Annotated in this window: 14 protein-coding genes; 8 read left to right on the top strand and 6 right to left on the bottom strand. The window is 68.5% G+C overall.

Annotation, left to right across the window (positions count from 1 at the left end; genetic code table 11):
* From ACM14_RS21790 to ACM14_RS21780, 3 genes are all read right to left on the bottom strand, one after another.
* The coding region (locus tag ACM14_RS21790) for an aconitase family protein (RefSeq protein ID WP_254662115.1) at positions 1 to 930 on the bottom strand (930 nt) is incomplete at its 3' end.
* 60 nt (positions 931 to 990) lie between these two features.
* Positions 991 to 2178: a 2-methylcitrate synthase gene (gene prpC / locus ACM14_RS21785; protein WP_065347306.1), complete on the bottom strand. Its 1188-nt coding sequence runs from the start codon at positions 2176 to 2178 to the stop codon at positions 991 to 993.
* On the bottom strand, positions 2175 to 2573 hold the full coding sequence (locus tag ACM14_RS21780) for an acyl-CoA thioesterase (protein WP_043821632.1): 399 nt from the start codon (positions 2571 to 2573) through the stop codon (positions 2175 to 2177). The genes prpC and ACM14_RS21780 overlap by 4 nt, the downstream gene beginning before the upstream one ends.
* Before the next feature lie 117 nt (positions 2574 to 2690).
* Between ACM14_RS21780 and ACM14_RS21775 the strand changes: the two genes are divergently transcribed.
* Entirely contained in the window at positions 2691 to 4103 is a 1413-nt protein-coding gene (locus ACM14_RS21775) for a short-chain fatty acyl-CoA regulator family protein (RefSeq protein ID WP_013800493.1), read from the top strand.
* Between the two features lie 36 nt (positions 4104 to 4139).
* Here ACM14_RS21775 and ACM14_RS21770 read toward each other — a convergent pair whose 3' ends face one another.
* Positions 4140 to 5105: a PA2169 family four-helix-bundle protein gene (locus ACM14_RS21770; RefSeq protein WP_065347305.1), complete on the bottom strand. Its 966-nt coding sequence runs from the start codon at positions 5103 to 5105 to the stop codon at positions 4140 to 4142.
* Positions 5106 to 5447: 342 nt separating this feature from the next.
* On the opposite strand from ACM14_RS21770, the gene ACM14_RS21765 reads away from it, so the two are divergent.
* Positions 5448 to 5798: a hypothetical protein gene (locus tag ACM14_RS21765; RefSeq protein ID WP_043821710.1), complete on the top strand. Its 351-nt coding sequence runs from the start codon at positions 5448 to 5450 to the stop codon at positions 5796 to 5798.
* A 63-nt stretch (positions 5799 to 5861) separates the two neighbouring features.
* Here the strand turns inward: ACM14_RS21765 and ACM14_RS21760 are convergent, their stop codons facing one another.
* Positions 5862 to 6068: a hypothetical protein gene (locus tag ACM14_RS21760; RefSeq protein ID WP_013800491.1), complete on the bottom strand. Its 207-nt coding sequence runs from the start codon at positions 6066 to 6068 to the stop codon at positions 5862 to 5864.
* A 271-nt stretch (positions 6069 to 6339) separates the two neighbouring features.
* On the opposite strand from ACM14_RS21760, the gene ACM14_RS21755 reads away from it, so the two are divergent.
* The 3 genes from ACM14_RS21755 to ACM14_RS21745 are packed head-to-tail and all read left to right on the top strand — an operon-like array spanning position 6340 to position 7480.
* Positions 6340 to 6663 carry a hypothetical protein gene (locus ACM14_RS21755; RefSeq protein WP_013800490.1) on the top strand — a complete coding sequence of 108 codons (324 nt, stop codon included), beginning with the start codon at positions 6340 to 6342 and terminating at the stop codon, positions 6661 to 6663.
* A gap of 27 nt (positions 6664 to 6690) precedes the next feature.
* Positions 6691 to 7212 carry a low affinity iron permease family protein gene (locus ACM14_RS21750; protein ID WP_043821626.1) on the top strand — a complete coding sequence of 174 codons (522 nt, stop codon included), beginning with the start codon at positions 6691 to 6693 and terminating at the stop codon, positions 7210 to 7212.
* A gap of 34 nt (positions 7213 to 7246) precedes the next feature.
* Complete coding sequence (locus ACM14_RS21745) at positions 7247 to 7480, top strand: hypothetical protein (RefSeq protein WP_013800488.1); 234 nt, start codon at positions 7247 to 7249, stop codon at positions 7478 to 7480.
* A gap of 7 nt (positions 7481 to 7487) precedes the next feature.
* Here ACM14_RS21745 and ACM14_RS21740 read toward each other — a convergent pair whose 3' ends face one another.
* Positions 7488 to 8366: a c-type cytochrome gene (locus tag ACM14_RS21740; RefSeq protein ID WP_065347304.1), complete on the bottom strand. Its 879-nt coding sequence runs from the start codon at positions 8364 to 8366 to the stop codon at positions 7488 to 7490.
* A gap of 72 nt (positions 8367 to 8438) precedes the next feature.
* Here ACM14_RS21740 and ACM14_RS21735 point away from each other — a divergent pair, with 72 nt between their 5' ends.
* Genes ACM14_RS21735 through ACM14_RS21725 form a run of 3 tightly spaced genes read left to right on the top strand, consistent with a single transcriptional unit; the run spans position 8439 to position 12288 of the window.
* Complete coding sequence (locus tag ACM14_RS21735; protein ID WP_013800486.1) at positions 8439 to 8825, top strand: cytochrome c family protein; 387 nt, start codon at positions 8439 to 8441, stop codon at positions 8823 to 8825.
* Entirely contained in the window at positions 8822 to 9760 is a 939-nt protein-coding gene (locus ACM14_RS21730) for a c-type cytochrome (RefSeq protein WP_065347303.1), read from the top strand. The genes ACM14_RS21735 and ACM14_RS21730 overlap by 4 nt, the downstream gene beginning before the upstream one ends.
* Positions 9739 to 12288, top strand: coding sequence for a cbb3-type cytochrome c oxidase subunit I (locus ACM14_RS21725; protein WP_065347302.1), 2550 nt, complete (start codon positions 9739 to 9741; stop codon positions 12286 to 12288). Before ACM14_RS21730 ends, ACM14_RS21725 begins: the two co-directional genes overlap by 22 nt.
* The last annotated feature ends 11 nt before the right edge of the window (positions 12289 to 12299 follow it).

Below are 12299 nucleotides of genomic sequence, written 5' to 3'. Positions count from 1 at the left end.
CTGGTCATCAATGGAGAACATGGCCGCCGTGGCGCCGTATTCGGGGCACATGTTGGAGATGGTGGCGCGGTCGCCAATGCTCAGGCTGTCGGCGCCCTCGCCAAAGAATTCCACATAGGCCCCGACGACTTTTTGCTGACGCAGGAATTCGGTCAGGGCCAGCACGATGTCGGTGGCGGTGATGCCGCCCTGGCGCCGGCCCGTGAGGCGCACGCCCACGATCTCGGGCATGCGCATCCAGCAGGCGCGGCCCAGCATGACGTTCTCGGCCTCCAGCCCACCCACGCCCACGGCGATCACGCCCAGCGCGTCCACATGGGGCGTGTGACTGTCCGTGCCCACGCAGGTATCGGGGAAGGCCAGGCCATCCTGCACGGCGACCACAGGGGACATCTTCTCCAGATTGATCTGGTGCATGATCCCGTTCCCCGCAGGGATCACATCCACGTTGGCGAAGGCCTTCTTCGTCCACTCGATGAAGTGGAAACGGTCCTCGTTGCGGCGGTCCTCGATGGCGCGGTTCTTCGCAAAGGCATCGGGATCGAAGCCGCCGCACTCCACGGCCAGCGAATGGTCCACGATGAGCTGCACGGGAACGACGGGGTTGACCTGGGCGGGGTCGCCGCCCTGGGCCGCAATGGCGTCGCGCAGGCCGGCCAGGTCCACCAGGGCGGTCTGGCCCAGGATGTCGTGGCAGACCACGCGCACGGGGTACCAGGGAAAGTCGATGTCGCGGCGGCGCTCGATGAGCTGCAGCAGGTAGCTGTCCAGCTGCGCGGGATCGGCGCGGCGCACGAGGTTCTCGGCGTGGACGCGGGCGGTGTAGGGCAGGCGTGCCCAGGCACCGGGCGAGAGGGCATCGACGGCGGCGCGGGCGTCGATGTAGTGCAGCGCGGTGCCGGGCAGGGGTTTCTTGTGGGTGTGGTTCATGGGGCGGATGCAATGCGGGCGGGCCTGCAGCCCGCCCGCCAGGTTCAGGACAGCGGCGGCTCAGGCGCGCGCATCGAGGGGCACGAACTTCTGGTCCTCCGGCCCCGTGTAGTTGGCGCTGGGGCGGATGATCTTGTTGTCCTGGCGCTGCTCGATCACGTGCGCTGCCCAGCCGCTGGTGCGCGCGATCACGAACAGCGGCGTGAACATGGCCGTGGGCACGCCCATCATGTGGTAGCTGACGGCACTGAACCAGTCCAGGTTGGGGAACATCTTCTTGACCTCCCACATCACCGCTTCCAATCGGTCGGCAATGTCGTACATGCGGGTGGTTCCCGCCTCGTCGGACAGGCGCTTGGCCACGCCCTTGATGACCACGTTGCGCGGGTCGCTGACGGTGTAGACCGGGTGGCCGAAGCCGATCACCACTTCCTTGGCATCGACGCGGCGGCGGATGTCGGCCTCGGCCTCGTCGGGCGTGTCGTAGCGCTTCTGGATCTCGAAGGCCACCTCGTTGGCGCCGCCATGCTTGGGCCCGCGCAGCGCGCCGATGGCGCCCGCGATGGAGGAATACATATCGCTGCCCGTGCCCGCGATCACGCGCGCCGTGAAGGTGGAGGCGTTGAACTCATGCTCTGCATAGAGGTTGAGCGAGGTGTGCATGGCGCGCACCCAGCCTTCGGAAGGCCGGTGGCCGTGCAGCAGGTGCAGGAAGTGGCCGCCGATGGAGTCGTCATCGGTCTCCACCTCGATGCGCCGGCCCGAATTGCTCCAGTGGTACCAGTACAGCAGCATGGAGCCCAGGCTGGCCATGAGCCGGTCGGCGATGTCGCGGGCACCCGCCAGGTTGTGGTCGTCCTTTTCGGGCAGCACGCAGCCCAGGGCCGAGACGCCGGTGCGCATCACGTCCATCGGGTGGGCGCCGGCAGGCAGCTGCTCCAGCGCCTGCCTGACGCTGGCCGGCAGGCCGCGCAGCGCCTGCAATTTGGTCTTGTAGGCCTGCAGTTCGGGGCGCGTGGGCAGCTTGCCGTGCACCAGCAGATGGGCGATTTCCTCGAACTCGCAGACCTCGGCAATGTCCAGGATGTCGTAGCCGCGATAGTGCAGGTCGTTGCCCGAGCGGCCCACGGTGCACAGCGCCGTGTTGCCGGCGGTCACGCCCGACAGCGCGACGGATTTCTTGGGCTTGAATGCGGACGCAGATGGCGCAGATGGCGCAGATGGCGCGTCGATGATCGTGGTACTCATGGAAGGGTCTCCTGGTTCAGATAGGAATGGGCAATGGCGGCAGGAAGGCCGTTGTGGTCGACAGCCACCATCTCGAACAGGCCCTTGAGCACGTCCTCGCAGGCAATGCCCGGCGCCTGGGCCGATGCGGTGACGCAGACCGTCATGGAGCTGCGCCCTACGCGGCTGACCCAGCCGCGCAGGACGATCTCGTGGCCCACGGGCACGGGCGCCAGGAAGTCCACGCCGGTGACGGCGGCCATCACCACCTCGCGCTGCGCCAGGCTGCGCGCTGCCAGAAAGGCGGCCTTGGCCATGAGCTGCAGGCCCTGGCCTGCGAACAGCGTGCCGTGGTGGTTGGCCAGCGCGGGCAATACCAGTTCGCGCAGCTCGGCGGTTCCAGCAGGTGTTGTCATGCTTCGCAATCTACGCAAAATAGCGGCTCAGCCATAGGGCTGAAAAGGCGAATTCTTGCGAAACGAATCCCACGATATTGCGAATTCTGCGAATAACAGCCACCCGAGGAAACAGGCATGAAGAAGACATTCATGGGCGTCAAGCTGCGCAAACTGCGCGCGGAGCACGGCCTGTCCCAGATCGCCCTGGCCCACGCGCTGGGCCTGTCGCCCAGCTACCTGAACCAGCTGGAGCAGAACCAGCGGCCGCTGACGGTGTCGGTGCTGCTCAAGCTCAACCGTGCGCTGGGCGTCGATATCCAGCAGTTTTCGGAGGACGAGGAGGCGCGCCTGGTCGCCGGCCTGCGCGAGGCCCTTGCCGAGGCGCCCGAATCCATTGCCCTGCCCGAGCTGCAGGAAGTCGCCGCGCAGATGCCCGCCCTGGGGCGTGCGGTGATGGCGCTGCACCGCCGCCATCTGGAAGCCCTGGAGCGCATCGAGAGCATGTCGCTCAGGCTGGGCGATGACCGCTCGGACATGCCGGTGGCGCGCACCATGCCGTTCGAGGCCGTGCGCGATTTCTTCTTTGCGCACCAGAACTATTTCGATGAAGTGGACCGCGCGGCCCAGGCCCTGGCCGGCGAGGCGCGTGCGGACCCGGGCCATCTGGCGGACTGGCTGGTCCGGCGGCTGCAGCAGCGCCACGGCGTGCAGGTGCATCGCTCGGAAGACTCCCGGCAAAGCCAGCGCCGCTTCGACCCGGCCACGCGCTCGCTGTGGCTGTCCTCGGCGCTGGAGCCTGCGCAACAGGCCTTCCAGCTGGGCACGCAGCTGGCCTTGCTGGAGATGGGCGATACGCTGGACCGGCTGATCGCCACCGCCGCCTTCCAGGGCGATCCGGCGTCATGCAAGCTGGCCCGCGTGGGCCTGGCCAACTACTTTGCGGGCGCACTGCTGCTGCCCTACGACCTGTTCCTGGAGACGGCCGAGCAACTGCGCTACGACATCGACCTGCTGGGCCAGCGCTTTGGCGTGGGCTTTGAAACCGTCTGCCACCGGCTGAGCACGCTGCAGCGGCCGGGCGCACCGGGCGTGCCGTTCTTCTTCGTGCGCGTGGACCGCGCGGGCAATATCTCCAAGCGCCAGTCGGCCACGCATTTCCACTTCAGCCGCACGGGCGGCACCTGCCCGCTGTGGACGGTGTACGAGGCCTTCGGCCAGCCCGACCAGGTGCTGCGCCAGCTGGCCAGCATGCCCGATGGGCGGCGCTACCTGTGGATTGCGCGCTCGGTCTCGCATGGGCAGCGCGGCTATGGTTCGCCGCGCAAGACCTTCTCCATCGGCCTGGGCTGCGACATACGCCATGCCGCGCGCCTGGTCTATGCCAAGGGACTGGACCTGGGCGATCCGGAATCGGCCACGCCCATCGGCATGGGCTGCAAGGTCTGCGAACGCGACCAGTGCACGCAGCGCGCCTTTCCCTATGTGGGAAAGGCGCTGCATGTGGATGAGAACGCCAGCCGCTTTGCACCCTATGGCGTGGGCGGCTGACGATTCCGTGGCCCGCGCGGTGCGCGGGATGCGCGGTCAGGCTGCGCTGCGGTAACGGTCGCGCAGGTCGCGCACTTCATCGTGGTTGCGCTGGGCACCCTCTGCCTGGCGCTCCACCACCACGCGCACGGCCGGTGGCAGCGGTTGCTTGAGCGCCTTGCGGTACTGGGCGAGGGCGGAGTCCTCGCCGCGCTCGCATTCCTCCAGCACCGCCTTGTCGTCCTGCGAGGTCAGGGCCGTCTTCACGGACACCCAGCCCCGGTGCAGCGCGCCTGCCACCGTGCCGCCCGATGCAGGCTCTCCGCCGAGCCTGCGGATTTCCGCTTCCAGCTCCCGCGCGGCAACACCGCACTCGGTGGAATGGCGCATGAACAGGGCCTTGAGATCGGGCGAGTCGGCGTTCTCGGAGGAGGTGCGGAAGCCGTACTCGCCATCGCGGCAGGATTCAAGCAGGTCGTTGAGCACGTCCACCACATCGTCGTTGTCGATATCGCCCGTATAGGCGGGAGCGACGATGGTGCCCGTCTCGTCACGGACATCACGGCTGCCTGCGCGCGCCCAGGCGGCGCGGGCTGCGGGACGGGCCTGGTCCCAGTCCAGATGGCTGGCGCCACGGCGGGTGGTCCATTCGCGCTCCCACTCGGCGTCGAAGGCATCGAAGTCGGCATCGCGGCGTGCGGCGGCAGCGTTCCAGCCCAGCTCGTAGGCGGGGCGGTATTCCTCGTAGCTGCGGCCAGCCACGTAATAGGGCTCGCTCTGGTAGGCATCGCGCCAGTAGGCATCTTCAACCGTGGGGTTCACGGCCTCGGCTGCACCCTTGCCGGCCAGCCCGCCGACCACGGCACCGGCCACGCCGCCCACGGCAGCGCCGATGGGGCCACCCATTGCGCCGAATGCAGCGCCGGTGACGGCGCCGCCTGCTGCGCCTATGCCGGTGCCCACCGGGTGCGCGCCGGGTGCGTCGGACAGCGGGTCACGGTTTGCGGGGTTCGATTGCGTCATGGAATGTGCTCCTTGGCAGTTGAAAGTGATTCCTATGCTGATGGCCGCGGCGGCCGTCCGGCGTGCGCGCTTGCGGCCATGTGCCGTAGGAACGCAGCGCCCTGCCCTTGCGGACATCGCGCCAGTCCCCTGTGGCCATTTTTCGCACTGCCGCACAGGGCAAACACAGAGCAATCGACGTGCCTGCCGGCCCTCCCGCATCGGACTGCATCCGAGCGCATCCGAGCGCATCGGCACGCTCCTACCTCCAGGAAAGTGCTGTGCCCACCCCCGCTGCAAGCCCGCGCAGGCAGGCTTGGTCCATGACCCGGCCACGGTGGCCGGACCCCCTTGGAGATCATCATGCGCACCCCGAACAACACGGCTGCCACCGGCAGCGACACTCCCCGGATCGACCGCAGCGAAGACGCCAGCGCCGACCTGCCCGAAGGCAAGGACATCAACGAGCACCTGAGCGCGGAAAAGGATGTGGCCGATTCCATCGCCGAGGCCTCGGCGCACCGTTTCGACGACATGCCGCAGGACGGCCCGCTGAACTTCGACGATGGAACCGACATGGGCCACCCGCGCGGCAACACGCAGCGCGAGGGCGGCACCTGGCAGGCCGAGGGCGCGGACAGCGGCAGCCTCAGGCCGCCCGCCGAAATCCTGTCCGACCGCAATGGCCCCAGCGACCGCAAGAACGGGCGTTGATGCAACCTCGCAGCCATGAAAAAAGGGCACCCGAGGGTGCCCTTGTCGCGAGGAAACGGCAATTCATCCAGCGCCGCGGTCACCGCCTGGGCCGCCGCCCTTGTTCTGGCGCGTCTGGGCCTGGTTGCCGCTGCCGACATGGGCCTCGCGGTCATGGCGGCTTTCGGGCGTTCGCTGGCCTTCGTTCCTTTGCGTGGGCGGCTTCGCGCCCTGGCGGTTGTGATCGTTCTCCACCTTGCCCTTGCCGGGCTCCTGTCTGTCGCTGCTCATATCGCGCTCCTTTTCTAGGGTGCCGGGCCCCATCGCTGCAGGGCCGGACTTCCAGTCTAGGCAGCGCGCAAGGCCCAGGCAGCGGGCCATGGGCGCCCGCCGGCGTGGGGCGTCTCCCACAGGGCAAACGACGTGCCTGAGAACGGCGTTCATGCGCGAGGCATCTTTTCGTTCCTGCGCTTTCGGCGTGGTCCCACGGCGGCTGCGCGCGAGCGAAGAGACCATGGCCCAAGCGCCGCCTGCGCAGGCCCGCGAACGAAAGGAAGACGCCATGAAAGACAAGACCCCATCCGCATCCAAGTCCTCTGCACCCACACAGGCGAAGCCGTCGGGCGATGGCCAGACCAAGCTGCCCGGCCAGGTGGGCAAGGCGCCCCATGCGCCCGGTGAATCCGATGCAGCCGACGCATCCGAACAAGGCCTGCGCCTTCCGCACGAGCGCGACCAGAGCCTGGACGCCACCAGCGATGCGCCCGACCCGGTGATGCGACAGGCCCATGACGACATTGTTTCCGGCCAGGTGGATACCGACATGCGGCAGACGCCGGGACTGGATGCCGAGCGGCGCAAGAAGATGGTGCGCAAGCAGCCTTGATCGATTTTTTCCGGACGGTTTTCCCCCATGCAAAGCACAAGTTCCACACCAAGCCGCCGCACACCGGGAGACGCCCTGGGCTCCATGCCCGAGACCAGCAGTGCCTCGTATGCCGACCACTCGCGCCTGCTGTCGGCCTTCGATCATTTCGCCAGCAGGGTGACGCGCTGGGCCGGCACGCCCATGGCCTTTTGCGTGGCCCTGATCTGCGTGGCCGTATGGGCCGTGGCGGGGCCGATGTTCCACTTCTCGGAGAACTGGCAGCTGGTCATCAACACGGGCACGACCATCGTGACCTTTCTGATGGTGTTCCTCATCCAGCAAAGCCAGAACAAGGACAGCGTGGCCCTGCACCTGAAGCTCAACGAGCTGCTGGCAGCCAACAAGATTGCCAGCAACCGCATGATCGGCATCGAGGGGCTGGACGAGGAACAGCTGCAGCAAGTGGCGGCCTTCTACGTCAACCTGGCCGCCCGCGCGCGCGAAAGCGGAGCCTGCAAGGAATGCCACTCCATCGACGAGGACGACCCGGCACGGCCCGGCAACTGAGGCGGCCTGACTGCACTCCATCCAGGTAGAACCCATGCCAGACATTCCCGATTGGCTCCAGTGGCCTGCCTTTGCGGCCTCCCTCATCGGCGCATGGTGGGTGGGCTCGCGTTCCGCCGGGCGGCGCAATGTGGGCTTCTGGATCCTGATGCTCAGCAATGTGCTGTGGGCGCTGTGGGGATGGTCCTCCGGCGCCTGGGCACTGGTGACGCTGCAGGCCTGCCTGGCCATCACCAACATCCGCGGCTCCATCAAGGCCGAGCGTTGAGCCAGCGCTAGCGCAAGCTGGCCAGGTAGGCAGCAATGTCCCGTGCATCCTGCTCGGCGACCCCCATGGCGGGCATGGCGGTTCCCGGCTTGACGGCGTCGGTCTGCACCAGCCAGCGCACCATGTTGTCGGGCGTGTTGTCCAGCACGCCGGCAATGCGGGTGCGGCGCGCCATGCCGTCCAGCGGCGGCCCCACCTGCGGGCTGGCCTGGGCCTGGCCCGCCACCGTGTGGCAGCCCACACAGGCGTACTGGTACAGGGCCCGCTGCCCGCGCACGGCATCACCGGGCCGCAGCGCCTGCACGGGCGGCCTGCACGGCTGGAAGGCATCGTCCCGGCCCGCGTGTCCTGCGGAGCCCACCACCCAGTCCTGCCCCGCCATCGCGGCGAACTGCGGCGGCGACAGCTGAGGCATCTTCTGCACGAAGGCGACCACCGCCCAGAGATCGTCCTCCGACAGGCGAAATTCCCAGGAAGGCATGCCCGTCATCTTCAGCCCGTTGCGCGTGAGCCAGTACAGCTGGCCGGCGCTCCATCGCTGTGTGGCGTCGATCAGGGGCCCGGGCAGCGGCTGCATGCCCTGGCCCGCCGCCCCCTGCGCCACGCCGGGGCCGCCGTGGCACTGCACGCAGTGCTGGCGATAGCACTGCGCACCGCGCGCCAGCATGGCTTCGTCCGCCACGCGCGGCGGCTCCAGGCCCCGCGCGTGGTAGCGCACGGACTGGCGCATGGCAATGTCCAGCAACTGGTAGACCGGCTTCAGGTGCTGGCGATTGGCGGCCACGTTGTAGACGCCGCTGGACACCAGGGCGGCAGCCAGCCCCGCTGCCGCGCAGGCAACGGCCAAAAGCGTGAGTGCCACGGTGCGCAGCTTGGTGGAGGCCATGAGAAATTGTCCTACCCGCCCTGCTGCGCGAATGTCAGCAGATCCTGATTGGGGACGCGGAATAATTTCCCCATGCCCGAGGCGCTCCCCTCCTTCCTGCACCGGCGCCAGCGAGTCGCCGCAAGCCTGTGCGCTGCCTTCTGGCTTGCGTGCGGCGGTGCGGCAGCTGGCCAGGAAAGCGCGTCGGTCGAGCGCGGCAGGCTCCTGCTGGCCCAGTACCGCTGTGGCAGCTGCCACAGCATTCCGGGGGTGGCCGATGCCCGGGGACGGGACGCCACGCCGCTGGACGGCTTCGGGCGGCGCAGCTATATCGCCGGGCGGCTGCCCAACCTTCCGGACCTCCTGAGCGCCTGGATCGTGCACCCGCAGGCACTGGTGCCCTCCACCACCATGCCGTCGCTGGGCGTATCGGCCGCGCAGGCGCGCGACATGGCGGCCTACCTGGGCAGCCTCCAATGAGCGGTACGGCGGCCGCCACCCCCCAGTCATCGCTGCATGCGGGCAGCGTGCAGGCGGCCTCGTTCGGAGAACTCAGTGCCGTGCTGTCCGTGGGCGCGGCGGCGCTGCTGCTGGGCGTGATGCTGCTGCTGGCCCTGTCGCTGGGCCGCGCGCGCCCGGTGCGCGTGCGCCTGTGGCTGGCGGGTGGCGGCATCGCCCTGCCCGTTGCCGTGCTGACAGCCCTGTTCTTCTATGGAGAAAGCCGTCGCCCCGACTGGCGCCCCATGCCCCCGGCCGACGCATTGGTGGTGACCGTGACGGCACACCTGTGGTGGTGGGACATACGCTACAGCGATCCGCGCACGGGCGCCGAGTTCGTGACGGCCAACGAGGTCCGGCTGCCCGTGGGCCGGCCCGTGTACTTCGCGCTGGCCAGCGGCGATGTGATCCACAGCTTCTGGGTGCCGGCACTGGGCGGAAAAATGGACATGGTGCCGGGCCGTCTGCAGCACCTGCTGGTACAGCCCACAACCGAGGGCCGCTGGCGCGGGCAATGCGCCGAGTATTGCGGCGAGCAGCATGCGCGCATGGCGCTCGACGTACTGGTGGTGGCGCCCCAGGCGTTCGAGCGCTGGTCCGCCGCGCAGGCGCGGCCCGCCTCCGTTGCCGTGAACCACCCGGGGCTGCAGGCTTTCGAGAAGCACCGCTGCAGCTTCTGCCACCGCGTGCGCGGCGTGGCCGACGAGGCCTCGCGCGGCCTGGGGCCGGACCTGACCCATGTGGGCGGCCGCCTGTCGCTGGCCGCCGCCAGCCTGCCCAACACGCCACAGAACCTTCGCTCCTGGATCACCCATACCCAGCAGCTCAAGGCCGGGGCGCGCATGCCCTCGGGCGCCGGGCGTGTGCCCGACCACGAACTGGAAGACATCGCCGCATGGCTGAGCACCCTGAAATAGATGCTGCCCCGCCGCACGGCTTTCCCAGCGCCCTGCCCCGCCCCGCCGGCGAGCGCGAAGCACTGGAGCGTGCCTGGGCACGCCCGCGCGGCTGGCGCATTTTCAGCGCCGTGAACAACACGCAGATCGGCGCCTTCTACATCGTGACGGCACTGCTGTTCTTCGTGCTGGGCGGCATCCTGGCGCTGGTGATGCGCGTGCAGCTGGCCGTGCCCGACAACGACCTGCTGGACGCCGCCACCTACAACCAGATGTTCACCATGCACGGCACGGTGATGATGTTCCTGTTCGCCGTGCCCGTGGTGGAGGCGATTGCAGTCTTTCTGCTGCCGGGCATGCTGGGCGCCCGGGACCTGCCCTTTCCCCGGCTGTCCGCCTATGCCTTCTGGGCCTATGCGATCGGCGGCCTGGCGTTCTTCTGCACCATCTTCTGGGGCGTGTCGCCCGATGGCGGCTGGTTCATGTACCCGCCGCTCACGAACAAGCAGTACTCGCCCGGCATCGGCGCGGACTTCTGGCTGCTGGGCATCGGCTTCATCGAGATCTCGGCGATTGCGGGCGCCATCGAGCTGATCGTCGGCATTCTCTTCACGCGCGCACCGGGCATGACGCTGGGCCGGATGCCGGTGTTCGCCTGGGCCACCCTGGTCAGCGCGCTGATGATCGTGTTCGCCTTCCCGGCCGTGATCGCGGCCACCACGCTGCTGGAGCTGGAGCGCGCCTTCGACTGGCCCTTCTTCAATCCGCAGTCCGGCGGCGATCCGGTGCTCTGGCAGCATCTCTTCTGGTTCTTCGGCCACCCGGAGGTCTACATCATCTTCCTGCCTGCGGCCGGCATGGTGTCCATGATGGTGCCCGCCATGGCAGGCACGCCGCTGGTGGGCCAGCGCGCCGTGGTCTGGGCGCTGGCCGGCGTGGGCGTGGTCAGCCTGCTGCTGTGGATACACCACATGTTCGCGGCCGGCCTGGGGCTGACGGCGCTGCTGCTGACTTCCATCGCCAGCTTCGTGGTGGCCATTCCGAGCGGGCTTCAGGTCTTCGCCTGGATTGCCACCTTCTGGCAGGGCCGCGTGCGCATGGACACGCCCACGCTGTTCCTGCTGGGCTTTCACTTCATCTTCGTGCTGGGCGGGCTGACGGGCGTGATGGTGGCCGTGATTCCGTTCGACTGGCAGGCGCATGACAGCTACTTCATCGTCGCCCACCTGCACTACGTGCTGATCGGCGGCATGGTGTTCCCCGTGTTCGCGGCCCTGTACTACTGGCTGCCCGTGTTCAACGGCGCGGCGCTGTCCGAGCGGCTGGGACGTTGGATATTCGCCCTGCTGTTCGGCGGCTTCAACATCGCCTTTTTCCCCATGCACCTGACAGGCCTGCTGGGCATGCCGCGCCGTGTCTACACCTACGCGGACGCGCTGGGCTGGAACGGGCTGAACCTGCTGTCCACCGTGGGCGCCTTCATCTTTGCGCTGGGCGTGCTGCTGCTGTTCATCGACGTGGCCCGGGCCGTGCGCCGGCCGGACCGCGACCATGGCAATCCCTGGCGCGCAGGCACGCTGGAATGGCTGCCGCCGCGCGAGTACGGCGTGCGCAGCATTCCCGAAGTGCGCGGCACCGAGCCGCTGTGGGACAGGCCATCGCTGGCGCAGGAAGTGGAGCAAGGCCGCTACTGGCTGCCCGGCACCGTCTTCGGCGGCCGGGAAACCCTGCTCACCGATGCGCGCAGCGCCCGGCCCGTGCAACTGCTGCGCCTGCCCACCGACGGCTGGCCGCCGCTGCTGGCCGCAGCGGGCACGGCCGCCTTCTTTTTGCTGCTGACCGTGGAATGGGTGGCGCTGGCCTTTGCCTGTGGCCTGGGCGCCATCGCCGCCATGCTGGCCTGGATCTGGCAACTGGACCGCACTGCGCCGGCCCCACGGGCCGAGGTGGCCACGGGCGTCTTCCTGCCCGTGCAGCCGGCCGGCAGGCGATCGCATTCCTGGTGGGCCGTGCTCATCCTGTGCACCGTGGACTTCACGGTCTTCGCCTCCTTCGCCTATGCCTACATCCACCTGTCGATGGCGCTGGAGGTCTGCCCTCCGCCGGGCGCGGCCCTGCCTGCGTCCTCCCGGGCCATGGCCAACGTGCTGCTGCTGGCTGCCAGTGCCCTGCTGCTGCGGCACTGCACGCGCTCACCTCTGGGAGACGGACCGCACAGGCAGCGCCTGCTGCGTGCCTGCGCCTTGGGGACCCTGGTGTGCGCGGTGGGAGCCTTTGGCCTGTCGCTGGCAGGCCATCTGGACGCGGGGCTTTCACCGCGTGCGGACGGCTGGAGCGCGGCCGTGGGCGTCATCGTGGCCTACCAGGGCTTTCACTGCGTGCTGATGATGGTGCTGGGCGGCTTTTTGCTGGCCCGATCATGGTCCGGCCATCTGCAGCCCCGGGCGCGCGCCACGCTGGACAACGTGGGCCTGCTCTGGCAGGCCGCAGCCCTGCAGGGCATTCTGGGCGAGGCCATTTTGCGCCTGGTGCCGGCGCTCATGGGCTGACCGGGCCGCTT

Origin of the sequence: Delftia sp. JD2 (assembly GCF_001682645.1) — a bacterium.
GTDB lineage: Bacteria > Pseudomonadota > Gammaproteobacteria > Burkholderiales > Burkholderiaceae_C > Comamonas > Comamonas acidovorans.
This window is presented reverse-complemented; position numbering and strand designations above follow the sequence as displayed.